This window comes from Anaerostipes caccae L1-92 (genome assembly GCF_014467075.1).
GTDB classification, from domain to species: Bacteria; Bacillota; Clostridia; order Lachnospirales; family Lachnospiraceae; genus Anaerostipes; species Anaerostipes caccae.
The window spans coordinates 1,836,116-1,860,928 of record NZ_AP023027.1 but is presented as its reverse complement, the minus strand read 5'-3'; the positions used below and the strand labels follow the sequence as shown (position 1 = coordinate 1,860,928).

Sequence of the window (24,813 nt, the reverse complement as noted above, 5' to 3'; positions counted from 1 at the left end):
GTCTGAAAGTTCTTTCATATCGGTGATGAGTGCAATGCGAAACATTTTTATTTTACGGTAAATCCTTCCTAGTCTCCCTTGATAAAATGGTAAAATGTTGGCAGATAATAAAGCCCTGCGGCGATCATCATGCCTCCGCACAGCATCATCAGAATTAGCTGCAGGAGCCTGGGCATATGAGGGAACAAAAGGAAAAAGGCCAGGCACCAGTAAGTGATCATAGTAGATGCTTTTCCGATAAAGGCGGCACCGTCAAGCTTTTTGCCATGAAATCGCATGGAGATAAGATTTCCTGCCAGCATATACAGTTCTTTTACCGCAAATACAGCAAACAGGTATTGGATTCCCGGAATTGTTCGAATCAAGCAGAAGATCACGGCACCGAGCGTGAGTTTATCCGCAACAGGATCCAGGGCTTTTCCCAGCTGGGTCACCTGATGAAGCTTCCTCGCTGCGATCCCGTCAAAAAAGTCGGTGATGCCGGATAAAATAAGTATGAACAATGCACGGCAGGTATCTGTCACAGACTGCGCATTTAAATAAATATACATAAAAATCGGGATCAGCAGAATACGAAAGTATCCCATCAGGTTTGGTATTGTAAAGAGTTCTTTTTTACGGATTGTCATACAGTATCTCTCCTTCCGCTTTTATTTTAACATACTGCCATAAATTTGTAAGGCTTTAGGCAGAAGACAGTTTATGATATAATGGACTCCAGAAAGCTGATACGGAAAGGAGCCATTTTACAGAATGAAACCTCAATCTTACTATGATGAACTGAGCATGCAGCAGACATTGAAATTAAGAGAATTGATCCGGACTCTGCCGCCTTTTGCAAAAGAATTTTTCCGCGCCATAGATACGACGACTCAGGTGCGCACACGGATCGCATATGCATATGACTTAAGAGTCTTTTTTCATTTTTTAATGGATGAGAATCCGGTGTATAAGAATTATACTGTTATAGATTTTAAACCGGCGGATCTTGACCGGATTGAGTCTGTAGACCTGGAAGAATATATGGAATATTTAAAGACTTATGTCTCCGATGATAAACGGATGCAGAACACAGAAAGGGGAATCTTCCGCAAGATGTCTTCCCTGCGGACATTTTATGCATACTATTATAAGCGTCAGCTCATAAAAACTAATCCGACTCTGCTCGTCGATATGCCGAGGATTCATGAAAAAGAGATCATTCGGCTGGAAGCCGATGAAGTCGCCTCACTGCTGGATTTTATCGAGAAGGGCGGAGATAATTTAACCGGACAGAAACGAATGTATTATGAGAAAACTAAAGAGAGGGATCTGGCCATCATTACTCTTCTTTTAGGCACAGGGATCCGTGTGTCGGAACTGGTGGGCCTTGATATGAATGACGTGGATTTTAAAAATAATGGTCTTCACCTGATCCGGAAAGGCCGGAAAGAAATGACGGTCTATTTCGGTGATGAGGTATCCGATGCCCTGCTCCAGTACATAGAAGGTTCCAGGAGCAAAATCATCCCGCGGGAAGGACATGAGAATGCCCTCTTTTATTCCATGCAGAGAAAACGAATCGGAGTTCAGGCAGTTCAGAATCTGGTGAAGAAATATGCCAGACAAGTAACTCCGCTGAAAAAAATTACTCCGCATAAGCTGCGGAGTACTTATGGAACTGCTCTTTACGAGGAGACAGATGATATTTATCTGGTTGCGGAAGTTCTGGGCCATAACGATGTAAATACAACGAGAAAACACTATTCTGCCATGTCTGATACAAAGCGGAGACAGGCAGCAAAAAAAGTGACTCTCAGAGAGAAATAAATTTTCAGGAATGCCTCTTTTTTGCTGCTTCTTCTGCCAGAGTCTGATAGAGAAGTTCAGGATCGATGGGCTTAGCAAGGTGTCTGTTCATACCGGCCTCATCTGACTTCATGACGTCCTCGCGGAATGCATTGGCAGTCATAGCAATGATAGGGATGGTTTTTCCGTGCTTTTGGCCGGAATTCCGTATGATCTCTGTGGCCTGATAGCCATCCATGACCGGCATCTGTACATCCATCAGGATAAGGTCATAGGCTTCCCCGTTTTCTAAGAATTTTTTTACTGCTTCTTCCCCGTTTTTTGCACAGTCTGCCGTGATACCTGCCATACGAAGGAGTTCTACTGCAATCTCACGGTTGAGTTCATTATCCTCTGCAAGCAGGACCCGGCATCCGGCTAATTCAGGGTGCTGTGTCATTTCACCCGGCGTGCGCACCGTTTTCCCGATGCCCGTTACAGAGAGAAGAGAATTATATAAGGAAGACGCAAAAACAGGTTTTGCCAGAAAAGAGTCTGCTCCTGTATTAAGCGCACTTTCTTCAATGGACATCCAGTCATACGCAGTTATAATGATGATTGTTGTATCAGGGCCTGCGATATTTCTCACACGTTTTGTCACCTCTATACCGTTGATATCCGGCAATTTCCAATCGATCAGACAGACGTCGTAGTCCTGCTCTCTGTTGTGTGCATCCTGAACCTTTCTCACACAGTCGTTTCCGCTCAGCACCCAGTCTGATATAATCCCCATATTTTTCAGCAATAGAGATGTATGGATGCAGCTGTCCCGGTCATCATCTGCTATGAGTACCTTCAGCGATTCTATCATATGCTGTTTTTTTGGAATTACGGATCTCTGGTCTGCCGGCTTATCAAACTCAAGTTCCACTGTGAATGTTGTTCCTTTTCCGGGCTTGCTTTTGACAGAGATTGTTCCGCCCATCAGTGTTACGAGATTTTTGGTGATGGACATGCCAAGTCCGGTGCCTCCGTACTTCTGACTCGTTGAAGCGTCTTCCTGCTCAAAAGGATGAAATAAGTTTGATATAAATTCATCAGCCATTCCGATGCCGGTATCACTGACAGTAAAACGCAGGCAGACAGTATCGGAATTTTTTTTGATCTGCCGGATTTCCATCCGGATACTTCCGCCCTCAGGAGTAAACTTCAGTGCATTGGATAAAAGATTTAAAAGAATCTGGTTCAGCCGAAGGGAATCTCCTACCAAGGATGTATCCGTCAGATCTGCCAGCGGTACTGTAAAGACAAGACCTTTGTCAGAAGCCTGGGGATATACAATGGAAGATACAGACTCCACCACAGTTTCAAGCTGAAACGGTTCATGAGCAATCTTCATTTTTCCTTCTGAAATTTTAGACATATCCAATATATCATTGATCAGCGTCATCAGATGTTTGGAGGAGTAGCCGATCTTTTCAAGGCAGTCTGAGACACGCTGACGATCATCTATGTATGCTGCTGCGATGGTTGTCATACCAATAATCGCATTCATGGGAGTGCGGATTTCGTGGCTCATTCTAGATAGAAATTCCGTTTTTGCCTTGTTGGCCTGTTCGGCAACGGTCAGGGCATCTTTTAATGCCGCGGCCTGTTCCGTCAGTTTTCTCTGAATCTCCCGAAGTTCCGTTACGTCCGTAATATCAGTAAAAACTGCCAGATAAACGGGACATCCGTCCTGCCATTCTATGCATGAAGCATTCACTTGAAGCCATAAGGTTTGTTCTTTAAGGCTTTTTACATTCATCAGAAAATGCAGCGGTTTTCCCTCCAGTATCCTGTCTTTTTGCTCAAGCAGTGTATCCATATTGCTGTGTATATTCCTCTGACTCAGGCTGCTGCCGCTGCCCACCGCATCATTTCCGAAATACTCCATGAAGCGGTCGTTTCCCTCCAGCGCCTGGAAATTAAATTCCTGATCAATCCGGTACTTTGCCACAAATCCCGGAATATTTTCATAGGTAACGGATTGTTCCTTTTGTGCTCTGATTAAATCATCAATATTTGTGAGAACTGAATATGCTACCTGATGTCCATTAATATACTCATCAGAAAACTGAGCCGAAAATTGCACCCAGACATAATTTCCGTCTTTCCGCCTGATCCGGGAAACCATATGATATCCGTTTTGTCCGGAACTGACTGCATTTAACACGGTTTCAGAAAGTTCTTCCCATTCTTTTTGGCTGTCATGGTATTGGTAATACAGATCGGGACGGTTGTGGAATGCCGCTTCATACTCATCTTTAGGCCATCCGATCAGTTCATAATAAAAATCATTTGCCCAGATCAGAGTAAAGCGGTCATCCAGCAGATGCTTACTTACACTGACGCCCAGCAGACGCATTAACGTATCATATTCATAACCGGCAGACATTTCATAATTGTCCGGCACAGTGCATTCTTTTTCATGTTCTTCCATATCTGCATTCCTCCGAAACTATGTTCTCTCATGTAGTTTCTGCTAAACGTGAAAGAACTCTAACCTTGTTCATAACCACTTCTTTTATATTATACCGCAAAAATGAAAAAACTCAACTCATCTATGGAAAGTAATATGATAAAATGCTAAAATGACATCTGTGGAGGTGGCCGATCATTGCATAATAAACAACACTTTTCTAATTTAATCTATGAATATTTTTTTCTCCGGATTCGGTTTCAATATTACGAGTGCGGGGATACACTGCCGTCCATTGATACGCTGTGCGATGAGTTCAGTGTATCCTCACAGACTGTTAAATCTGCTCTCAGGCGTCTGCGTTCAGAAGGTTATATTTCAATGCATAACGGCAGACCTACAACCGTGATTTTCCGCCAGACCGGAGAAGATCTTTCAGACTTTATTACGGACTATTATTCAAAACGGTATAAAGCATTTGCTGATCTCAATGAAACGGGATTACTCATTTATATTCCATTAATAATGGAGGGTCTGTGCCGGATGAACGACGACGAGATTTCCGGTATCTTTCAGTTGTCTGAACAGCCAACAACCGACAATTTACTGCATTTCTATTGTTTTGTTCTCCAGAAGTTAGATAATCCGCTGATCATGAACCTTTTTTGGGAGACAGCAATGTTTGAAGGATTTCTGCTGGCTCAGAAAAATGCCGGCATCAGCCTATACAGTGATCAGACAATCAGAGATTATTTGAAAGCCGTGGCGGGATATGCGGCGGAGCGGAACTGGACTGAAACATATAAGGTACTTTTCACCTTCCAAAAACAGACTTTTGAGGAGGTAAAGAGATATGTACAAAAACATATTTCTCCTGCGCCTGATTCAGAACAGATTCCATTTAAGTGGAGGATCTACAGAGAGCATCCTCAGATCTGCTACAGTCTCTCAGTGCGTCTTCTTCATGAGATGTGTATGGGTGAATACAGCGAAGCTGAATATCTCCCATCCTACGAAAAGATGTCAGTCAAGTACAATGTATCGGTCAGCACCATGCGCAGGACCGTATATGTGCTTCATCATCTGGGTGCTGTTCAGCCGGTAAACGGGAAGGGTACCCGTATTTGCAGGATCAGGGAAGGCGATGGGATGCCGGATCTTTCCATTGCTCCGATCCGGCGCAACATGGCTTTCTTCTTTCAGGCATTTGAAATTATTATGTACTCCTGTGAGGAAGCTCTGCATATCACTTTCTCGGCAATAAGCCCGGAAGAAAAAAAACAGCTGAAGGAACAGCTGAGAAAATATTTGGCATTGGGCTGCTGTGAAATTTCTCTCTGGCGACTTCTGCTGACAGTTGCGGTGGGCAGTCCTCTTCAGGGAATCAGAGAGATCTATGGAAACATTTATGGACTGTTTCTGTGGGGCTATTCTTTGAAACCATCCCATGAGACGGAACCGGATAACAAGCGGATGTACAGGATGTTTACGGAAGAACTGATACAAGCACTGGAGACAGACGATATTGACCAGTGTGCTGCCCTTATAAAGCAATTTGTCTCTAAGCAGTTTATATTTGCTGAAAAGTATCTGATCAGACATGGCTTTCAGCAGAATGAACTGAGGCTGTCATCATCGATCAGCTTTCTTCTTTCTGCAAACGAAGGGTAATCTTCGCTTCAGTGCAAACCAAAAGGCCCAAGTACAGTCAATCACACTATACTTGGGTCAGAAAAGATGAGTCATTCACCACTATTTCCGTCGCGCTTTTGAAATGCCCTCCTTCAATAGGGGTAAATAACTTTCGAAAAGTGGCACCTTTTTTTGACAGAGACCTTTCTCCAACAGACATTACGTCCATTTTCCATATGATTGGAGTGAGGCATTCTAAGAGCCGAACGGAAATCATGTGGAAAATGTCATGATATATTGACCAGGCTGTCAACTGTTTTTAGAAGCGAATCATTTCCCTTGTGATCTTTTTCAAAGAATCTGCACCGCACATCACCATAGTGTCTTCCAATTCACTTCCTATTTTATCTATGTAGGTCCTGACACCTTCAGAACCCCCTCCATATACGGCAGTCACGAACGGCCGGCATATGAGAACACCGTCTGCTCCCAGGGCCAGGGCTTTAAACACGTCAGCGCCGGAACGGATTCCGCCGTCTACCAGAATTTTCATGGATCCGTCTACTGCATCCGAAATCTCTTTCAGTACTTCTGCGGTAGAAGGACACTGATCCAGCACACGTCCCCCGTGATTGGAGACTACGATGGCTTTGGCACCTGCCTCTTTCGCTTTTAAGGCACCTCTCACAGTCATCACACCTTTGACGATGAAAGGAAGATTGGTCTCTTTCATGATTTCAGCTAATTCTTGCTCTGACTTTCGTCCGGCAGGCGGCGTCATATTTTTAAGAAAAGGAAGGCCTGCCGCATCCACATCCATAGCCACAGCAAAAGCACCGCAGCTGTGTACCTGTGCGAACTTTTCCCGGATCGTCTGAAGATTCCACGGCTTGACGGTAGGGACACCCAGTCCGCCGGTTTTCCTGATTGCTTCTGTTGCGGCGCACATCACTTCCGGATTGGTTCCGTCACCGGTAAAAGCTGCAATTCCCGCATCGGCACAGGAAGAGACCAATACTTCATTGTATGTGACATCAGTGTATTTTTCGCTGTAATGGAGATTCACAGCCCCTGCCGGACCTGCAAAGAACGGATAGCGAAAAGTTTTTCCGAACAGTTCAAGGCTGGTATCAGCGGGCAGGTTTTCGCACAGGGTATCCATGTTGACACGAATTTCCTGCCATTTTTGATAATTGCGGATGGCTGTATCACCGCTTCCTTTTGCTCCGGGCCCCGGTATCTGATTTCTGCAGGCCCTGCCATTGCATACTGAACAGGCCTTGCAGTATGGTCCCATACAGTTTCTGGCCGTCTTCAAAATTTCTTCATATTTCATATGATCCTCCAATCTTTGATTGCCGATATTACCGTTTTGCTCTGCGATATCCCGCAGCCTGTGCTTCCTTCTCGCTTTTAAACTTCACAAGATATTTTGAGGTTTTCATTTTTTCATAATCCCTCTGTCCTGGGCAGTGATAAACCTTAGATCTTGAGTTGCCGCAGATATAGACGGATTCATTGTGATGGCTCTGGCCGCTTTCGGCATGTCGTCTTTTCTTTGAAGCGGCTGTCTGAGTCTCTGTATTCTGTGCTTTTTTGCTTTTCCCTGTTTTATAGTCAATGGAGACTCCAGGCTGTACGTTATATACGAAGACATTAAATTCAATATCCTTTCCTCTGTCTTCCACAGACATAGCTTCCATCTGAACGCCTTTTGCGACCAGGTCTTCTTCCTCATAAACAGGAGTGACCCGGTACAAAACGTGATTTCCGGTCTCTTTGACATAGTCGGCTACCATATCTTCAAATGGCAGCATTCCGTCTACATTCATCGCACGGGTTCCGGTAATCAGGTTCTTTTCGTTTGCATTTTCGCCGGTGAGCTGATAGCCGATCAAATGACAGCGGTTATAGAGGTATTTTCCGTCCACATTGCTGTATTTGACGGTATGCCATCCGGTAGGTTTGACCATTCCGATGGCGCCTCTTTTTTTCGTGGGCATGATATCTTTTCCTATGTTTGCCTGGGCAGTGCCGCATCTTCCGAGAGAATCCAGTTTGCTGTATGACTCGTAAGATTTAGTCTTTAATTCCCTGGATTGAAAGTCAGGCCGGCTGCCGTTGAGTTCCACATACATCTTTCCCGAATAATCAGGGATATTGTTTACGGATATGTTCTTTTGTGAGGAATTGGAGGCGGTCTGAACCTCGGTTTCCGCTGTGTGGCTGCCCGGCTGTTTTTCTTTCGAACTGTCCTGGCATGCTGTCAGGCCAAAGGCCATGAACAGTGCGAAAAGTAAGACAGAAATTCTGTTCCTTAATTTCATATTTCGTAATCTCCTTTTATATATCTTTCTTTTGTGATGCTGTGAGAGGATCCCTCCAGCTCTTCAAGCTCTGCGAGATTCCAGAGCGATAAGTCCAGATCAAAATACGTGTCTGCCGGATAAACTTTGTTCCAGCGGAATATGAAAAGTTCCCGGATCTTCTCTTCATCCTCTTTCACAGAGCAGGTTTCCAAGAGACAATAGTCATCTGCTTTTGCCCGGGATAAAAAATCTTCACTGACAACTGCATTTTTAAAGTCTTTATATAGTTCATAGGTGTAGAAATTCATATACAGCTTTGAATCTTTTGTCATAGCTTTGATAAAATCTCTTAATCTTCGGTCCTGGCTCTGTCTTCTTTTATTGAAACAAAGTCCGTTTTTATTGTCCAGACAAACAATCAATTTCATAATCTAAGATGTCTCTCCTTTCTCCGGCAGTGTCATTCGGCGCGCAAATACATCAAGCCCCTCAAAGAGTGAGGGGCTTGATAATTATATTCTCATGTACTGTTTTTACTTCTCTTTTTCTTCAATAACCTGCTTGATCAGTTCTACGGTCTGGTCAATGCCCAGAAGGCTGCTGTTGATACAGAAGTCATAGGCCTTTGCATCGCCCCACTTATTAGAGCTGTAATAGTTATAATAGCTAGCCCGCTGCTTATCCTTTTTCAGAAGCGCTTCCTTGCTTTTCGCCTTGGGGATCTCATATACTTCTTCAATCCGTTTGATACGGTCTTCAAAAGGAGCGTGGATAAAAATGCTCAGGCAGTTATCAAAGTCTTCCAGGGCATAATCAGCGCATCTGCCGACGAAAATGCAGGGACCTTTGCTGGCAATGTCTTTAATGGTGTCAAAGGCAGCCAGAAATACTTTGTGGTTCAGCGGAAGATCAAAGGAATTGGCGTTATATCCCAGAGAATAGGGGTCCATAACCAGGGAGTATAAAAAGCTTGTGGTCGGTTTCTCATCAAAGCTTTCAAAGATTTCCTCACAGATTCCGCTCTCCTTTGCTGCGACTTTTAATAATTCTCCGTCATAAAAAGGAATACCAAGATCTTCGGCAAGCTTTTTCCCGATCAGGTGCCCGCCGCTTCCATACTGTCTTTCAATCGTAATAATCGTTTTTGTAGCCATATGAACCGCTCCCTTCTTTTCAGTAACTTCGTTTAAGTTATCTTTATTATAACGCATCTCGGCAAAAAAGTATACCCGCAGGGCACACAGGTATTTAAATGAGCCCTTGTTCTATTACCCAATCTCTTGCAAATAGCGCGTCTTCCTTCATTTGCCTGGAAAGGCAGTCAAGGGATTCAAACTTCATTTCCGGGCGTTTAAAACAAAGAAGTTCAACAGATATTGGTTTATGATATATATTCTTATCAAAATCTAAAATATACGTTTCAACCCCCATATGTTTTTTTCCTTCGATCGTGGGTTTGACGCCTATATTGCTGATTCCGTAATATACCTGATTTTTGATCGTAATCCTGGATACATAAACTCCGTTAGGGGGAAGCAGCTTTTCAGGATTTGGAATTTGATTGGCAGTGGGAACTCCTAAGATATCTTTTCCCATATGATTGCCCTGCACGACGGGTCCATAAACCAAAAAAGGGGATGAGAGCAGGCTGTTGGCCTCCTCGATCCTTGCCTCTCTGAGCAGGCTGCGGATGCGGCTGCTTGAGACAATTCCTCCGTTCAATTCAAGTTTTGGAATTACGATCAGTTTAAAATCGTATTCTTTCTGCATCTCCTTCAAGAGTTCTACATTTCCCTGACGCTTGTATCCGAAGCCGCAGTCGTCTCCCACCACAAGAATTTTCATTCCGACCTTTTTGATCAGGACTTCTGTCACGAAATCCCTCGGAGAGAGCTTAGAGAATTCTTTGGTAAAAGGATGCTCAATTAAGACGTCCATCCCCTTTTTTGCCAATAAGCGCTCCTTTTCTTCTTTAGAATAGATCATGTGATAATTTTCGGATTTCAGGGTATTGACCGGAGGACGGTCAAAAGAAAATACAACAGTCTGGTATCGCTGTTTTTTGTATTCCAGCAGCTGGTCAAAAATAAGCTGATGGCCCCTGTGCAGTCCGTCAAATTTACCAAGCGCTACCGCAGAGTTATGAAATTGAAAGTTCTCCGTTTGATGTATGTATTCCATAGTGCTCCTTTCAGTAAAATAATTTATCCGGAAAGTACATTTTTTTCTGATCTTTCCAATCATACACCCCGATAAAACAGCCATCCTCATCATAAATCCTCAGCCGCTGTTCATCGCCGCAGGAGGATGTAAAACACTCTGATTTTAAGGGGTTGCCATTATAGAGGATTTTTTCATATTGTTTTTTTACCGTTTGACAGGGAAGGCTCATAAACACCTGATCCGGAGGAATGACAGCCTCCATAAGCCGATTTTCCTTGACCAGCTTCTCAACCTCATCCAGAGTATGGCTGTCTTTTTTGTGAAATCCGCTGGCCGCAGTGCGCTCCAAACTGGTCATACAGGCACCGCACCCCAGTTTTTCGCCGATGTCGCGTCCAAGGCTCCGTATATAGGTGCCTTTGCTGCAGACAACGGTCATGGAAAACTCAGGGAGACAAATCTCTAAATTTTTGATTTCATAGATCGTAACGGGTCTTGCTTTTCGCTCAATTACTTTACCCTCTCTTGCAAGTTCGTACAGTTTTTTGCCATTTACTTTCAAGGCAGAATACATGGGAGGAATCTGATCATAGCTTCCTTTAAAAGAACAGATGGTTTTTCGCACCTCGTCCTCGGAGACAGAAATGTCTGATTCTCTCAAAGTCTCTCCCCAGATATCTTCCGTATCAGTTGTGAGGCCGAGACGGAAGACTGCCCTGTATTCCTTTTTCGTATCCGTGAGCATATCGCACAGCTTGGTAGCCTTTCCAAGACAGACAGGAAGCACACCGGTGGCCTGGGGGTCCAGGGTGCCGGTGTGTCCGATTTTCTTTTGTTTTATGATTCCCCGGAGCTTTGCCACTACATCATGAGAGGTAAAGCCGGCTTCTTTGTAAATATTTAAGATACCGTGTATCATAAGCACCTCTATAATTGTTCTCGGATTTTTGAAAGGACAATGCCGGTCACTTCTTCAAGTCCGGCTTTCATACTGAAGCCGGCAGCACGGACATGCCCTCCGCCGCTGAATTCTTCTGAGATTGCAGCCACATTGACTCTGCCGTTGGAACGCATGCTGACCTTATAAGTATCTTTATCCAAAGCGTAAAGAAACACTGCGGCTTCGACACCTTTCGTCACTCTCATCTGATCGATGATGCCGTTGGTGTCTCCGGAATCTGCGCCGAGAGCCTGCATTTCATCTTTGTTCAGATAAGAAAGGATGATCTGACCGTCTTCATATAGCCTGCTGTTTACTAAAGCCTGTCCCATGACACGGTTTTGAACAAAAGTTTTCTGGTAAAAGGTTTCATCGATCACTTTGGAAGTGTTGATTCCTTTTGAGATCAGATCACCTGCATATTCCATTGTTTGTTTCGTCGTATTGGAATGTTTGAACACACCGGTGTCATGGACGATGCCGGTATACAGACAATAGGCACAGGATAAGGAAATACGGTCCGTTTCAAATAATTCATACAGCACTTCACAGGTGGCACTGGCCTGGGGTTTTAAAATATACTCCTGACCGATTCCTTTGCTGCTGATGTGGTGGTCGATACAGAACGTCTTTGCCGCGCGTTCATACATGGACAGATACGGTTCGATTCTGTCCAGAGAACTGCAGTCCAGGACAAAGAACAAATCATAGGATTTAGACTCGGTCTCCTGTTTCACTGAATCAGCCCCGGAAAGAAAGAGAAACTCCGGAGCAATGGACTCAAGGTAAACTGTGACAGATTTCCCGGGATAATTATCCAAAATGTACTGCCGAAGCCCCAGGCAGCTCCCGATGCAGTCACCGTCCGGATGGATATGGCCGGTGACTGCAATGGTGTCTGCGGCTTCGATGGATGATATGAATTCATTCATAGTGCTTCTCCTATTTGTTCAGCTCGTCAATTTTTTTTGACATTTCAACACCATATTCAATGGAATCATCCAAAATAAAAGTGATTTCCGGGGTATTCCTAAGATTAATGGAATGTGCCAGCTCCCTGCGGATATAGCCAACCGCACTTCTGAGGCCGTTAAGGGTATCCTCTTTGGCTTTCTGGTCTCCAAGGACACTGATATAAGCCTTACACTGTTTTAAGTCCGAGGTCACAACCGCATCCACAACAGATGTCATAGGAGCGATGCGGGGATCTTTAATTTCCCGACTGATGATACGGCTCAGTTCCCGCTGTACCTCCCCGTTGATTCTAGTATTCTTAATGCTGTTCTTTCTCATGGTTTTCCTCCTGTAAAGAAGGCTTATCTAGGGATCTCTTCCATTATATAGGCTTCAATCTGATCGCCTTCTTTAATATCATTATAATTTTCAAGCACAAGGCCGCACTCAAAGCCGGTCTTGACTTCTTTTACGTCGTCATTAAAACGCTTGATAGACGCGAATCCGCCTTCGTGTACGACGATACCGTCACGGATCAGTCTGGCAGTGCTGCCTCTCTGAATGATACCGTCGAGGATATAGGATCCTGCGATGGTTCCGACTCCGGATGCCTTGAATGTCTGGCGTACTTCGGCGTGGCCGATGACTTTCTCCACATACTCCGGCTCCAGCATACCCTTCATGGCCGCTTCGATATCTTCGATAGCGTTATAAATGACACGGTACAGTCTCAGATCGACTTTGTCTCTCTCGGCAGCATCTTTAGCGGTTGGGTCCGGACGGACGTTAAATCCGATGATGATGGCGTTGGATGCAGATGCAAGCATAACGTCAGATTCCGTGATCGCGCCGACTCCTCCGTGGATGACTTTGACGGCTACTTCATCGTTAGAGAGCTTGGAAAGACTCTGCTTTACAGCCTCCACCGATCCCTGAACGTCTGCTTTGACGATGATATTTAAATCTTTTACGCTTCCTGCCTGGATCTGGTCAAAGAGATCATCCAGAGAAAGCTGTGATTTTGTCTCTGAGAGCATTTTTTCTCTGCCGTATGCAATGAATTTCTCTGCCGTTGAACGGGCTTCTTTTTCATTGTCCATGGCCATGCAGACTTCTCCTGCAAACGGAACTTCGCTGAGCCCGAGAATCTCAACCGGAGTTGACGGTCCGGCAGTTTTAACACGTTTTCCTTTGTCATCAATCATAGCACGGACTTTTCCGTGAGCACTTCCGACTGCGATGGCATCTCCCACATGGAGAGTTCCTTTCTGAACAAGTACGGTAGCGACCGGACCGCGTCCTTTGTCGAGTTCTGCCTCGATGACAATACCTCTTGCCTTACGCTTCGGATTTGCTTTCAGCTCCAGAACTTCGGCTGTGAGCGAGATCATATCAAGAAGATCGTCGATTCCCTCTTTGCTGTGTGCGGATACAGGACAAAAGATTGTCGTACCGCCCCAGTCTTCCGGAATCAGTTCATACTCTGTAAGTTCCTGTTTTACACGCTCAATATTTGCACTTTCCTTATCGATCTTGTTGATGGCAACGATGATCTCAACACCGGCAGCTTTGGCATGGTTGATTGCCTCGATTGTCTGCGGCATGACACCGTCATCTGCGGCTACTACAAGGATTGCGATATCAGTAGACTGAGCACCGCGCATACGCATGGATGTGAAGGCTTCGTGTCCCGGTGTATCCAGGAATGTGATTGTTCCGCTCTCTGTCTGTACCGTATAGGCACCGATATGCTGGGTGATCCCTCCGGCCTCACCGGCAGTGACACGGGCGGATCGAATCGCATCCAGAAGAGAGGTTTTACCGTGATCAACGTGTCCCATAACGCACACAACCGGCGGTCTGGTCACAAGATCCTTTGTATCTTCTTCGTCTTCATCTTTTAACAGCTCTTCGATGACGTCTACGGTCTCTTCTAACTCAACGATGCGGTCATACTCTAAAGCGATCTCTTCTGCACGTTCAAAATCCAATTCTGTGTTGAGGTTCACAAGTCCGCCTCCGGAGATCAGAAGTTTTTTGATGATGTCATTTGCAGGGATGTGGATCGCTTCCGCAAACTCTTTTAAGGTGAGGATCTCAGGAATTTTTACCGGTTCACTTGGATCATATTCTGGCTTCTTTACCGGATCCGGCTTGATGAAAGCTCCCGGTCCCGTCTTTTTCTTCTTCTGGGTATTTTGATTTTTATTGTTGAACTTATTGTTTCTGTTCTTTTTGTTGTTCTTGTTAAACCTATTGTTTTTATTATTCTTCCCATTCTGTCCGTTATTATTGGAAAATTTCTGAGAATTCTGCGGATTTTCTTTCTTCAGCACTTTCTTCTGAGTTCCCTGATTCTGGCCCGAATCTTTTTCCTTCGGCTGCCTCTCAGGCTTTTTGCCCGTACGGTTCTGATTCTGAGTATTCTGAGGCCTCTGCTGTCCCTGCTGATGCTGACCCCTGCTGCCGCGCTGCTGGTCTCGGCCCTGCTGATTCCTTGGCTTTTCCTGGCGGTTCTCCGGTTTATTCTCTTTTTTCACCGGTTTTTCTTCCTTTTTTACTCCAAGGGCCTTGTCAATGACCGCGATCTGGGAGTCTTCCACCGTACTCATATGATTTTTTACTTCGATATTATTTTTTTTCAATATTTCAATGATTTCTTTGCTCTGTTTATTATATTTCTTTGCTATCTCATGGACTCTAGTTTTTGCCATAGATTGCACCTCCATTATTCAATTTTACTATTTTCGAGTTTCCCGCGAATGGCCTTTGCAAATCCCTGATCTTCCACAGCTACCGCCGCACGGAATTCTTTTCCGATGGCGTGGCCAAGTTCGCTTCTGTCGCTGAAAAAATACAGCGGCACATGATAGTATTCGCACATATTCCGGTACATCTTTTTCGTATTTTCGGAAGCATCATTGGCCGCAAGGACCATGTATGCATGGCCGGATTTTACGGATTTTTCTACCGCAAATTCTCCGCTTACCAAATTTCTCGATCGGGCTGCTAATCCGAGAAGAGACAGAATTTTATGATTCAAGATCCATCATCTCCTTTTCCAGCGCGTCATAGACTTCCTCGGAAATCGATGTCTTAAAAGAACGGTCAAGACCTTTTGACTTTCTCGCTTTTTTCAGGCAGGAGAGAGAACGGCAGATATAAGCGCCGCGTCCGTTGGACTTGCCGGTGGGATCGATGAAGATATCTCCATCCTTGGGTTTTACCACTCTAACAAGGTCTTTTTTCGCTTTTGATTCCTGACATCCAATGCATTTTCTCATCGGAGTTTTCTTGTTCATATACGATCACATCCTAAATTTTATTCGTCAATATATTCAGATTCTTCGGAAAGGAGCTCATCTTCCACGGCATTTTCATCATCGTAAGCCATGGATTCATCTGCCATTTCTTCGGATTCGTAATCTTCATAACCTTGGAGTTCCTCTTCTTCCTCAGCCTGAGATTCACTTTTGATATCGATTTTATAGCCGGTCAGCCTTGCAGCGAGTCTTGCGTTCTGCCCCTCTTTTCCGATAGCCAGTGATAACTGATAATCCGGAACGACAACCTGAGCACTTTTTTCCTCCACGTCTACGGATACAGATACAACCTTAGACGGACTCAGCGCATTTTCGATATAGACACAAGGATCTTCATTCCAGTTGATGATATCGATCTTTTCACCTTTTAAGTCATTGACGATCGCGTTGACTCTGGCACCGTTCATGCCGACACAGGCACCGACAGGATCTACGTTAGGATCATTGGACCAGACGGCAAGCTTTGTTCTGGAACCGGCTTCGCGGACGATGTTCTTAATCTCTACGATGCCGTCCTGGATCTCGGCTACCTCTTTTTCAAAAAGACGCTTTACAAGATCCGGATGTGTACGGGACACTAAGATCCGGGGTCCGCGGTTGGTGTCTTTTACTTCTACAATGTAAAGTTTGATCCGTTCCGTGGGCTGGAATACTTCGCCTCTGATCTGTTCGGACTTCATCAGAAGTGCATCTGTCTTGTCATCCAGGCTGACACTGACGTTTTCGCCGACATAGCGCTGTACCACGCCTGTGACAATGTCTTTTTCCTTGCAGTAAAAATGATCAAAGACAACTCTTCTTTCTTCTTCTTTGATCTTCTGTACAATGACACTTCTGGCGTGCATAGCAGCAATTCTTCCAAAATCTTTCGGTGTTATCTCCACGCGGACAATATCACCCAGCTCATATTTAGGGTCCATTGCTTTTGCTTTGGCAAGACTGATCTGGAGCGCCGGGTCAAAATCTTCCCCGTCTGCGGTTTCCACGACTTCTTTTTCTGCATATACGACAATATCTCCGGTCTCACGGTCCATATTGACCACCACATTGTCTGCATTTCCAAAGTCTCTTTTGCATGCAGCAACCAGGGAATTTTCAATCGCTTCCATAATGACGTCTTTATCAATATGTTTTTCTTTTTCTAACTGGTTTAATGCATCAATTAATTCACTCATTTTTTCTGTTGTCCTCCTTTAAAAATCTAATGATAAACGGGCGGATGCCACACTTTTTGTTTCAAATTCCTGATCGGTTCCGCCGATCGAGAGTATGATTCTTTCCTTTGAATATTCTTTTAATATACCGGTAAACTCTTTTTGTTTGTCAATGGCCTTATATAATTTAATGTCCACAGACTGTCCGATACTTCTCTGATAGTCTTTTTCCTTTTTTAAAGGTCTTCCGAGACCCGGGGAGCTGACTTCCAGAATATATGCGTCTTTGATAAAATCATCGGCGTCCAATTTGGCCTCCAGTGCCCGGCTGATCAGCACACAGTCATCGATACTGATGCCCCCATCTTTATCCGCGTAAATCCGCAGATACCAGTTGGCACCCTCTTTTACATACTCCACATCAACAAGTTCAAAGTGGTTTTCATCGATGATCGGTGTCACAAGTTCTTCTGTTTTCTGTTCAATCTCTGCTTTTCCTGCCAAGTTGCCCTGCCTCCTTTTCTGCGCAAACAATAAGAGTGGACTTGCGTCCACTCTTTAAGTTAATGCTTTATGTTATTGGTTATTATAACACTTAGAATTACATAATACAAGGGTTTGCCTGTAATTTCTTATGGAAACCGATATTATGGATTGGATGATTAAAGTACTCTGATCCAGCGGTATACAGTAATATACGGCTGTAAATTTTGTGAATCTCCACTTCCTGAACTTGAAGTATTACCGCTGTTACCTCCGGAAGTTCCACTGATATTATGTGTATGATTAGCAGACTGTGTGCCGGTTGATGTAATTCTGCTCCAGCTTCCATTGCTGCTGATTCTGGGATATTTATAGGTTGCGCCGCCAACATCACCGCTGTCACCACCCGGCTCAACTGAGGCGATTGGCCAATAGCGATAGGTGGAATTTCCTGTGCCATGTGTATGTCCGGCACTTTGTATACCAGAATTAAGATTAATAGAATGTGTATGGTTATTTAAACCATGAGTATGTGCCTGCAGATCTTTATTTCCACCCTTTTTATTTACAATATTAAAATTGTTACTGTTATCTGATTCGTCTACACCAACGGTTGTTCTCCCATTGCCGAATCTTTCCCAAGATCCACCGTAGTCATTTGGGTCTACGTTTTTTCCAAACTCAAGTACTATACCAACAGGGTGCGTTAATAAAAACAAGTTGCTGCTCAAATCATCCAGTTTGTTGGTTATAGTATTAATCTTATTGGAATGAATTTGATGTTGTTCTATATTAACAAGGCCATTGGAGTTTAGAACCACTTCAATGGGGGTAGAATTTGATATATTAAAATAGAAATCCCATGTAATTGTAAATCCGGGATTTTCATCTTCAGATGGAATGATTTTTCCAACAGATGACTGTGAAAGACAAAATAATATTTCTCCCTCATCCGGGTCCTCTGCATAAAATCCAACCTGCCATAATTCGTAGCTTTCTTTTAAATTTATATTATCCAGTAATACCGGAATAATAGTTGTTGTGTCTTCAGTTCTAGCTGGCTGCAGTGTGATTTTACGTTCAACTCCAGCCAGTGTTGTCTGCTGTCTCAGATTTACTATGGGTACCTTTTCTCCACCAGTTTTTACATTTGTAATTTTTAAGGGCTGCCCTTTAAGCAGCTTCGACTGCAGTGCTGTACCTTTGTCCGTCAATACTGTATTTTCCCACATATTCATAATTTTCTCCTTTTTTCTATGCTGAATATTAACAGTTACAAAAAGAATATACTATGGTGAAGATGGGAAATGTGGGCAAGTTAGATTACAAAATTTCAAGCATCCTGTTTAGAGATTACTAATTATGATATCACAGATCAAACAGTGACAGCTGAGTAATCTCCGGCTCTTTTTTTCCTGCAGTCTCTTTTGCCGTATATTTCTGCGGCAGGTCCGCGAGAAATTCGGAAGATTCTTTTCTTGTAAGAAGGATCAGTTCTTCTTTTGCCCTGGTCATGCCTACATAGAACAGACGTCTCTCCTCTTCCTTATCTGCATGGTGAGCAGGTGATTCCAGCGGTATACTGCCCTGTTTTGTTCCGGCGATGAACACAACCGGAAATTCCAGTCCTTTGGACCCGTGGAGAGTCATCAGGGTGACAGCATCTGACGTATATTCCTTTTCACCGCTTCTTTTTATATCCCCTTCTGTTCCCAGCAAAAGATTGGACAAAAAGGATGCCATATCTTTATGAAACAGAGTCATCTTGTACAGACTGAGAAGGGATTCATCATCCAAAAGACCGTTCTTTTCCATCCAGAGCTTTAAAACCTCTCCTGGAGACTCTTTTTTCAAAAGCTGTTTGAATTCTTTTTCTAAGGTTCCGCAGTCAGGAAAAGCGTTCAGTGCGATCTGAAGAGCCTTCGTATCCTTTTCATCGAGAAGAAACCGAAAAAATGAAGTTGTACCTTTTACCTTTTCTTCCTCAAGGAAACTATCCTGTCCTGTGATGACGCATGGAATACTCTCCTGTCTTAAACATTTTTCTATGGCTCTGGCCTGATGGTGGGTTCTGTATAATACGGCAATTTCTCCAAAACCTCTGGGATGTTCCGTTTTTAAGGCATAATTCTGGGCATCCATCATATCCATGCCGCCGGTGAGCCTGTTGATTTCCTTTGCAATAAAAATTGCCTCGGACCAGTCATTGGAGGCAGTAACCAGTCGGACTGGTTTCCCGGGTTCACGGACGGCAGAAAGACAGCGTTTGTTTCCCGGATTCCGGCTGATTACCTGAAGGGCAGATTCCACAATTTCAGGTGTTGAACGGTAATTTTTCTTCAGATAAATTTCATACAGATCCGGAATTTCTTCTTTCAGCCGTGCAAAACATCTGGAATCAGAACCACGGAAGCCATAAATCGACTGGTCCGGATCTCCGATGACAAATAATTCTTTTCCGTTTTGGTTCCAGGAGAGTACCAGACGGAATTGTATGTCGTTGATATCCTGAAATTCATCTACGAGAAGATAAGAAAACTGAGAGGTTTGTAAAACCGGGGATTCTGCTTGTGAAAGCACACGAAGAAGCAGGTCATCAAAATCTGTAAGACCCATCTCACTCATGATTTCCTGAAAACAGTCTGCTTCATCATTCGTCAGACGTTCTTCCATCGGCACATTGTTTTTAAAATTGGATATCTGTTTTAAAAAGTCCTTTGGCTTCTTATCTGAATCTAAACGGTTCAGGGCTTCTTTGGCAGTTTCAAGAAGTTCCGCTTCATCGGCGAGGATAATGTCCTCACCCTGCTGTTTCAGAAGCTGAAGGCAGATAGAATGAAAGGTGCCGATGGTCATATCTTTGACAGCCCGTTTTCCTCCAAGCCTTTTGGCAAGCCGCTCTCTCATCTCCGCTGCCGCCTGGTTTGTAAAGGTAACGGCTGTGACCTGAGACGGAGATACGTTCCTCTCCTTCACAAGATAAGCTATCTTGTCTACCAGGGTTTTCGTTTTTCCTGTTCCAGGTCCCGCGATGACCGCAACAGCCCTGTTCTCGGCGGTGACCGCCTCCTGCTGTTCTTTGTTGATCCCTGTATCTTTTCCTTTAGGGCCGTCTGTTTCCATGACGGTTTCTTTTTTCACAGGTCTGATTTTTTTCTTCTTTTTCCCGGGCTCGGCTGCGGCGGCAATACCAAGAGAATCAAAAAGTGTCATCTGGCCGTTAATGATATCCATCTCGTCCTTTTCGATGAGATGGATTTTTCCGTATTCTCCGTCATATCCGGGGTCGCGCCGGACTTCTCCCCGTCTTAAACGCCGGATTCCTTCCTCTACACAGGCTCCCGCACTGTGTCTTATATCCTCAAAAGGTACTTCTCTTAAAATAGAAAACTCCGGTCCAAGCTCTGAGAGCATTTTTTCAAACTGCGCATTCACCTTTTTCCCGCCGGCCGACATTCCCGTAGATGCGGCAATGACTTCCGGAAGTGGTACGAGGCTTTCAAAGGGCTTTGCGTCAGGGCGGAGATAATCTTCGGGCCTGTCCGCCAGCTGTTCTACCCGGTGCTGGACTCCGATGGTGATTTTTTTCCCGCAGACCGGACAGATCCCACCATATTCCTTTGTCTCTGACGGAGTCAGCACAAGACCGCATTTTCGGTGTCCGTCAAAGTGATATTTTCCTTCTTCCGGGAAAAACTCGATCGTTCCGTAAAGGCCCTGTCCGGTCTGGATGGCTTTCGTGAGTTCCGGATAAGAAAGTTCAATGTCCATGAGATTGGCTTCCCGCCCAAGCTTTGCCGGAGAGTGGGCATCTGAATTTGAGATCAGCTGGAAGGAGTCCAGCGCTGAAAGCCTCCAGTTCATAGGAGGATCGGAGGACAGGCCTGTCTCTAACGCATGGATATGGGGCGTTAAGTCTTCAAAACATTCCTCGATCGTATCAAACCCCGAAAAGGCTCCGAACAGTGAGAAATGAGGAGTCCATATATGGGCAGGCACCAGTACTGCATTTGGAGAAATGTCCAGAAGAATCTCTAAGAGATCCCGGCTGTCCAGACCAAGGATCGGCCTGCCGTCGGAATGGATATTGCCGATGGTCTCAAGTTTTGCAGAAATCTTATCTGCGGTTTCGAGTCCCGGAAGAAGGATCAGGTTGTGGACTTTCCTTGTCTTTCCGTTCTTTTTATAGATAGAACTGATCTCCCCGGTAACGACAAAGCGCGGACTCTGGCTGTCCGGAGCGATCCCGTCTTTTATTCGGAACTCTTCTTTAAGGATGTATAATCCTTCTTCCGCAGGTTCTAATTTTTCCCGTAACTCGTCCCTCCACGCCTGATGAGTAAAATCACCGGTTCCTACAATATGAATCCCTTTTTTTCTGGCCCAGAGATCCAGATGTTCCGGATCACACTCTTTGCTTGTTGCCCTGGAATATCTGGAGTGGATATGTAAATCTGCAATGTACATCGTATTCTCCTTCTTTCGTAGTGTTTTATCCTGACATAAAACATTCTTTTCTATGTAAGAACAAAACAGACAATCTGCTGATTATCTGTTTCTAGTGACTGATTATGAAATTATTTGCAGAATCTGATGGAATAAAGATAAAGCAAAGGGAAGACGAAGCCTCCCAGGCTTGTAGCTGTAAATCCATTGACAAAGAAATTAAAAATAAAAATGAATACAGCGGCGGCTACGAGCGCAATGGCAAGCTGAAAGCAGGTTTCTCCAAATTCAAAATGTTTGGCTGCTTTTAAACCGTAAACTCCGCAAACGATTTCAAGCATCCCGAAGATAATGCAGACTATGAGGTACACGGTTAAAATCCCGCCGCTTAGCTTGACCTGCTCCATAGCCATCTTCATCAGATTGCCGCTTGTCATCAGGGTGACATTGGTCACAAGGTTTAAGATTCCGGCTAACAGCAGAATGATGCTCATGATCGTCAGCATCACATTTCTCTTTTTATTCATATGTTTCTCCTAACTTGTAATAATGAAATTATTCTATCACAGAATGTTTTGGAAATCAAACATTCTGTCTGTAAACCATACGCAGCAGTCGGAATAAGAGAAATCCCAAGAGGTTTGCAATGACGATGCTCGCACCGGCCGGTGCAGAAAAGAAATATGATGCCGACAGACCGATACAAAAACATATGACAGAGAGGAAACCGGAACAGATCACAACTCCCCGGAAGCTTTTAAACATCTGCATGGCCGTCAGCGCAGGAAAGATGACCAGGCTGGAAATGAGCATAGCCCCCATCATTCTCATGCCGATAACAATCGTGACGGCGGTCAGGATTGCAAGCAGCGAATTATAAAAGGAGACATCCACTCCTGATGCCCGCGCAAAACTTTCATCAAAGGTGACAGCAAAGATCTTATGATAACAAAAAAGAAACAAAATGAGGACTGCTACACTCAGCAGAACACTCAGCCGTACATCTTCTCTGCTCATAGCCAGAATGCTTCCAAACATATAACTATATACATCCATATTCATGCCGGTAGTGAAGGAAGTCACCAGGACTCCGGCAGCCAAAGCCGATGCCGACATGACAGCGATGGCCGCATCGCTGCTGATCCGGCTGCTCTCAGTCAGCTTCAGGAGAAAAAATGCGGCAATGACAACGACCGGAATCGAGAGTTTCAAAGGAGCAATCCCGAAAGCGACTGCGATGGAAAGCGCTCCGAAGGACACATGAGACAGTCCGTCTCCGATCATAGAGAATTTTTTCAGCACAAGGCTTACACCGAGCAGGGCTGCACAGAGGGAAATCAAAATTCCCACGATGAAAGCACGGATAATAAAAGGATAAGAAATCATTTCTTTAAACAATTCCATGAACAGCACCTCCATTCATTTCACGAAAATGTTCAGAACGGCAGTATTCTGAAACACTGCCGAAGAAGTAATCCTCATGCCGGATGTGGAGGATTTCATCCGCATCTTTTAAGGCATTGGACAAGTCGTGGGAGACCATCAGAATTGCGATGCCCTCATTTTTGTTGAGTTCCTTCAGCAAGAGATAGAGTTCTTTTGCGGCACCCGGGTCCAGACCTGTCACCGGCTCGTCCAGGACCAGCAGCTGATCGGTTGCGCATAAGGCTCTTGCCAACAGGACTCTCTGCTGCTGGCCGCCGGAAAGCTCCCGATAGCATGTTTTGAAAAGCTCCGGAATACCAAGCTTCTCTAACTGCTCCATGGCGGTGGATTTTTCTTTTTTCGTATAAAAAGGCCTTCGCTGTTTTCGGCTTAAAAACCCTGACAGAACCACTTCCAGGGCAGTTGCCGGAAAATTTTTCTGCATTTCCGTCTGCTGTGGGAGATATCCGATGCCTTTTCCCGAAAGACTGCGCTGAATTTTCCCGGAGACAGGGCGCACAAGACCCAGCAGCGTCTTGATAAACGTGCTCTTACCGGAGCCATTTTGTCCGATGACAGAGACATAAGCCCCCTGTTCTATTTTCATATTTAAGTCTTTTACGATGACATGTCCGTCATATCCAAGATCTACATGACTGCACGTAATAATGGAAGTCATTCTCTCAGTCCTTTCTCCAGATTTTTCACATTTTTCTCCATCAGATCCAGGTATGTGACGCCCTGGTCAAACTGACGTTTTGTCACAGTATGGCAGGAATAAAACGGTATATTCTCAGCACCGGATGCTTCACAGATCACATCCGCGATCTTACTGCTTCCAAAGTCCATATGATAGATGACTGGTATTTTTTCTTTCTTTACCAGATCAATCAGATAAGAAAGCGTCCTGGAACTAGGCTCCGATTCCTCGCTGCATCCCGGGAATGCCGCCCTGTAAGAGAGGCCGTATTCTTCGGTGAAATAGCGCATCGGGAATTTATCTCCGAAAACCATAAGCTTACGTTTCCCATGTTTTACTGTCTCTCTGAAGTCCCGGTCCAGTTTTTTGAGCTTTTTTAAATAATCCTTTGTATTCTTCTCATAAAAATGGGCGTTTTCTGGATCTTCCTTAGATAAGACAGCACATATTTTTTTAACAATAATTTGTGCGTTCACAGGGGATGTCCAAATGTGTTCGTCATATTCTGTTTCCCCTTCTTCTTCCCTGGGAAGGCTCATCCCCTCTGTTACCTCTTCTTCTACTGGATGAACCGAGTCCATAAAGGCATAAGAAACTTGTCCGTTGTTTTCCTGGGATTTCTGTATTTTTTGGACCCAATATTCCATTGCTCCGCCGTTATAGAAAAAAATATCGGCCTTCTGTATGCTGATCAGATCGGCCGGAGTCGGTTCAAATGTATGACTGTCTTTGCCCGCAGTGACGATCATTTTGAGGTTTACTTTATCTTTCCCAATTTGCCGTACAAAATCATAGTAAGGAAAAATGGTGGTAACAACATTCGGTTTTTTTGAACTGCTGTCGGCATCTTTACCAGTGCTGCATCCGGTTAACACGGACATGCAGACAGTAAGACACAGCAGAAAGACAATCCATCGTTTCACAGGCATGTTCCTTTCTCTATATTATCTAATTGAATATAATAGCAGGAAAAAATTTGAATTGCAAATATGGAAATTTTCACGTGGTTGAATCTTTTGTCGAATTATCATATACTTATACTTCATAGGAGAAAGG

General features: G+C 44.4%; 23 protein-coding genes. 2 read left to right on the top strand and 21 right to left on the bottom strand.

Annotation, left to right across the window (positions count from 1 at the left end):
- Window positions 1–68: 68 nt before the first annotated feature.
- A complete protein-coding gene (locus ANCC_RS09135) occupies window positions 69–629 on the bottom strand; it encodes a CDP-alcohol phosphatidyltransferase family protein (protein WP_006566937.1) in 561 nt (186 codons plus the stop codon).
- Between the two features lie 124 nt (window positions 630–753).
- Between ANCC_RS09135 and ANCC_RS09130 the strand changes: the two genes are divergently transcribed.
- Window positions 754–1,809, top strand: coding sequence for a tyrosine-type recombinase/integrase (locus ANCC_RS09130; protein ID WP_006566938.1), 1,056 nt, complete (start codon window positions 754–756; stop codon window positions 1,807–1,809).
- 4 nt (window positions 1,810–1,813) lie between these two features.
- Here ANCC_RS09130 and ANCC_RS09125 read toward each other — a convergent pair whose 3' ends face one another.
- Entirely contained in the window at window positions 1,814–4,249 is a 2,436-nt protein-coding gene (locus tag ANCC_RS09125; protein WP_006566939.1) for a PAS domain-containing hybrid sensor histidine kinase/response regulator, read from the bottom strand.
- Between the two features lie 177 nt (window positions 4,250–4,426).
- Between ANCC_RS09125 and ANCC_RS09120 the strand changes: the two genes are divergently transcribed.
- Complete coding sequence (locus ANCC_RS09120; RefSeq protein ID WP_039946564.1) at window positions 4,427–5,899, top strand: GntR family transcriptional regulator; 1,473 nt, start codon at window positions 4,427–4,429, stop codon at window positions 5,897–5,899.
- Between the two features lie 280 nt (window positions 5,900–6,179).
- On the opposite strand, the gene ANCC_RS09115 is transcribed toward ANCC_RS09120, so the two are convergent.
- From ANCC_RS09115 to ANCC_RS09025, 19 genes are all read right to left on the bottom strand, one after another.
- The gene (locus ANCC_RS09115; protein WP_006566942.1) at window positions 6,180–7,196 is read right to left on the bottom strand and encodes an alpha-hydroxy-acid oxidizing protein; all 1,017 of its coding nucleotides are present in this window, start codon (window positions 7,194–7,196) and stop codon (window positions 6,180–6,182) included.
- Between the two features lie 28 nt (window positions 7,197–7,224).
- Window positions 7,225–8,187, bottom strand: coding sequence for a DNA/RNA non-specific endonuclease (locus ANCC_RS09110; protein WP_006566943.1), 963 nt, complete (start codon window positions 8,185–8,187; stop codon window positions 7,225–7,227).
- Window positions 8,184–8,597, bottom strand: a complete 414-nt coding sequence (locus tag ANCC_RS09105; protein WP_006566944.1) for a hypothetical protein — start codon at window positions 8,595–8,597, stop codon at window positions 8,184–8,186. Before ANCC_RS09105 ends, ANCC_RS09110 begins: the two co-directional genes overlap by 4 nt.
- A 105-nt stretch (window positions 8,598–8,702) precedes the next feature.
- A complete protein-coding gene (locus ANCC_RS09100; protein WP_039946566.1) occupies window positions 8,703–9,323 on the bottom strand; it encodes a cytidylate kinase-like family protein in 621 nt (206 codons plus the stop codon).
- 94 nt (window positions 9,324–9,417) lie between these two features.
- Window positions 9,418–10,350: a bifunctional riboflavin kinase/FAD synthetase gene (locus ANCC_RS09095; RefSeq protein ID WP_006566946.1), complete on the bottom strand. Its 933-nt coding sequence runs from the start codon at window positions 10,348–10,350 to the stop codon at window positions 9,418–9,420.
- A gap of 10 nt (window positions 10,351–10,360) precedes the next feature.
- Window positions 10,361–11,251 carry a tRNA pseudouridine(55) synthase TruB gene (truB, locus tag ANCC_RS09090; RefSeq protein ID WP_006566947.1) on the bottom strand — a complete coding sequence of 297 codons (891 nt, stop codon included), beginning with the start codon at window positions 11,249–11,251 and terminating at the stop codon, window positions 10,361–10,363.
- A gap of 8 nt (window positions 11,252–11,259) precedes the next feature.
- Entirely contained in the window at window positions 11,260–12,204 is a 945-nt protein-coding gene (locus tag ANCC_RS09085; RefSeq protein ID WP_006566948.1) for a DHH family phosphoesterase, read from the bottom strand.
- 10 nt (window positions 12,205–12,214) lie between these two features.
- Complete coding sequence (gene rbfA / locus ANCC_RS09080) at window positions 12,215–12,565, bottom strand: 30S ribosome-binding factor RbfA (RefSeq protein WP_006566949.1); 351 nt, start codon at window positions 12,563–12,565, stop codon at window positions 12,215–12,217.
- Window positions 12,566–12,588: 23 nt separating this feature from the next.
- On the bottom strand, window positions 12,589–14,940 hold the full coding sequence (infB, locus tag ANCC_RS09075) for a translation initiation factor IF-2 (RefSeq protein ID WP_039946568.1): 2,352 nt from the start codon (window positions 14,938–14,940) through the stop codon (window positions 12,589–12,591).
- A 14-nt stretch (window positions 14,941–14,954) separates the two neighbouring features.
- Window positions 14,955–15,269 carry a L7Ae/L30e/S12e/Gadd45 family ribosomal protein gene (locus ANCC_RS09070; protein ID WP_006566951.1) on the bottom strand — a complete coding sequence of 105 codons (315 nt, stop codon included), beginning with the start codon at window positions 15,267–15,269 and terminating at the stop codon, window positions 14,955–14,957.
- Window positions 15,259–15,528, bottom strand: coding sequence for an RNase P modulator RnpM (rnpM, locus tag ANCC_RS09065; protein WP_006566952.1), 270 nt, complete (start codon window positions 15,526–15,528; stop codon window positions 15,259–15,261). Before rnpM ends, ANCC_RS09070 begins: the two co-directional genes overlap by 11 nt.
- Window positions 15,529–15,548: 20 nt before the next feature.
- Window positions 15,549–16,724, bottom strand: a complete 1,176-nt coding sequence (gene nusA / locus ANCC_RS09060) for a transcription termination factor NusA (RefSeq protein WP_006566953.1) — start codon at window positions 16,722–16,724, stop codon at window positions 15,549–15,551.
- Window positions 16,725–16,742: 18 nt separating this feature from the next.
- Complete coding sequence (locus ANCC_RS09055; RefSeq protein WP_039946571.1) at window positions 16,743–17,207, bottom strand: ribosome maturation factor RimP; 465 nt, start codon at window positions 17,205–17,207, stop codon at window positions 16,743–16,745.
- Between the two features lie 158 nt (window positions 17,208–17,365).
- The gene (locus tag ANCC_RS09050) at window positions 17,366–18,424 is read right to left on the bottom strand and encodes a phage baseplate protein (RefSeq protein ID WP_006566955.1); all 1,059 of its coding nucleotides are present in this window, start codon (window positions 18,422–18,424) and stop codon (window positions 17,366–17,368) included.
- Between the two features lie 130 nt (window positions 18,425–18,554).
- Window positions 18,555–21,653: a UvrD-helicase domain-containing protein gene (locus tag ANCC_RS09045; protein ID WP_006566956.1), complete on the bottom strand. Its 3,099-nt coding sequence runs from the start codon at window positions 21,651–21,653 to the stop codon at window positions 18,555–18,557.
- A 110-nt stretch (window positions 21,654–21,763) separates the two neighbouring features.
- Window positions 21,764–22,159: a hypothetical protein gene (locus tag ANCC_RS09040; RefSeq protein ID WP_006566957.1), complete on the bottom strand. Its 396-nt coding sequence runs from the start codon at window positions 22,157–22,159 to the stop codon at window positions 21,764–21,766.
- Between the two features lie 55 nt (window positions 22,160–22,214).
- Window positions 22,215–23,036: a metal ABC transporter permease gene (locus ANCC_RS09035; protein ID WP_006566958.1), complete on the bottom strand. Its 822-nt coding sequence runs from the start codon at window positions 23,034–23,036 to the stop codon at window positions 22,215–22,217.
- The gene (locus tag ANCC_RS09030) at window positions 23,023–23,736 is read right to left on the bottom strand and encodes a metal ABC transporter ATP-binding protein (RefSeq protein WP_006566959.1); all 714 of its coding nucleotides are present in this window, start codon (window positions 23,734–23,736) and stop codon (window positions 23,023–23,025) included. Before ANCC_RS09030 ends, ANCC_RS09035 begins: the two co-directional genes overlap by 14 nt.
- A complete protein-coding gene (locus ANCC_RS09025; RefSeq protein WP_039946574.1) occupies window positions 23,733–24,686 on the bottom strand; it encodes a metal ABC transporter substrate-binding protein in 954 nt (317 codons plus the stop codon). The genes ANCC_RS09030 and ANCC_RS09025 overlap by 4 nt, the downstream gene beginning before the upstream one ends.
- Window positions 24,687–24,813: the final 127 nt, after the last annotated feature.

What these genes read in the sequence shown, in the direction of transcription:
- ANCC_RS09110 (WP_006566943.1), bottom strand. Translation starts at nt 8,187, where the DNA reads ATGAAATTAAGGAACAGAATTTCTGTCTTACTTTTCGCACTGTTCATG.
- ANCC_RS09125 (WP_006566939.1), bottom strand. Translation starts at nt 4,249, where the DNA reads ATGGAAGAACATGAAAAAGAATGCACTGTGCCGGACAATTATGAAATG.
- ANCC_RS09115 (WP_006566942.1), bottom strand. Translation starts at nt 7,196, where the DNA reads ATGAAATATGAAGAAATTTTGAAGACGGCCAGAAACTGTATGGGACCA.
- ANCC_RS09100 (WP_039946566.1), bottom strand. Translation starts at nt 9,323, where the DNA reads ATGGCTACAAAAACGATTATTACGATTGAAAGACAGTATGGAAGCGGC.
- ANCC_RS09030 (WP_006566959.1), bottom strand. Translation starts at nt 23,736, where the DNA reads ATGACTTCCATTATTACGTGCAGTCATGTAGATCTTGGATATGACGGA.
- rnpM (WP_006566952.1), bottom strand. Translation starts at nt 15,528, where the DNA reads ATGAACAAGAAAACTCCGATGAGAAAATGCATTGGATGTCAGGAATCA.
- ANCC_RS09105 (WP_006566944.1), bottom strand. Translation starts at nt 8,597, where the DNA reads ATGAAATTGATTGTTTGTCTGGACAATAAAAACGGACTTTGTTTCAAT.
- ANCC_RS09035 (WP_006566958.1), bottom strand. Translation starts at nt 23,036, where the DNA reads ATGGAATTGTTTAAAGAAATGATTTCTTATCCTTTTATTATCCGTGCT.
- rbfA (WP_006566949.1), bottom strand. Translation starts at nt 12,565, where the DNA reads ATGAGAAAGAACAGCATTAAGAATACTAGAATCAACGGGGAGGTACAG.
- nusA (WP_006566953.1), bottom strand. Translation starts at nt 16,724, where the DNA reads ATGAGTGAATTAATTGATGCATTAAACCAGTTAGAAAAAGAAAAACAT.
- ANCC_RS09095 (WP_006566946.1), bottom strand. Translation starts at nt 10,350, where the DNA reads ATGGAATACATACATCAAACGGAGAACTTTCAATTTCATAACTCTGCG.
- ANCC_RS09135 (WP_006566937.1), bottom strand. Translation starts at nt 629, where the DNA reads ATGACAATCCGTAAAAAAGAACTCTTTACAATACCAAACCTGATGGGA.
- ANCC_RS09040 (WP_006566957.1), bottom strand. Translation starts at nt 22,159, where the DNA reads ATGAATAAAAAGAGAAATGTGATGCTGACGATCATGAGCATCATTCTG.
- ANCC_RS09025 (WP_039946574.1), bottom strand. Translation starts at nt 24,686, where the DNA reads ATGCCTGTGAAACGATGGATTGTCTTTCTGCTGTGTCTTACTGTCTGC.
- ANCC_RS09050 (WP_006566955.1), bottom strand. Translation starts at nt 18,424, where the DNA reads ATGAATATGTGGGAAAATACAGTATTGACGGACAAAGGTACAGCACTG.
- ANCC_RS09130 (WP_006566938.1), top strand. Translation starts at nt 754, where the DNA reads ATGAAACCTCAATCTTACTATGATGAACTGAGCATGCAGCAGACATTG.
- infB (WP_039946568.1), bottom strand. Translation starts at nt 14,940, where the DNA reads ATGGCAAAAACTAGAGTCCATGAGATAGCAAAGAAATATAATAAACAG.
- ANCC_RS09085 (WP_006566948.1), bottom strand. Translation starts at nt 12,204, where the DNA reads ATGAATGAATTCATATCATCCATCGAAGCCGCAGACACCATTGCAGTC.
- truB (WP_006566947.1), bottom strand. Translation starts at nt 11,251, where the DNA reads ATGATACACGGTATCTTAAATATTTACAAAGAAGCCGGCTTTACCTCT.
- ANCC_RS09045 (WP_006566956.1), bottom strand. Translation starts at nt 21,653, where the DNA reads ATGTACATTGCAGATTTACATATCCACTCCAGATATTCCAGGGCAACA.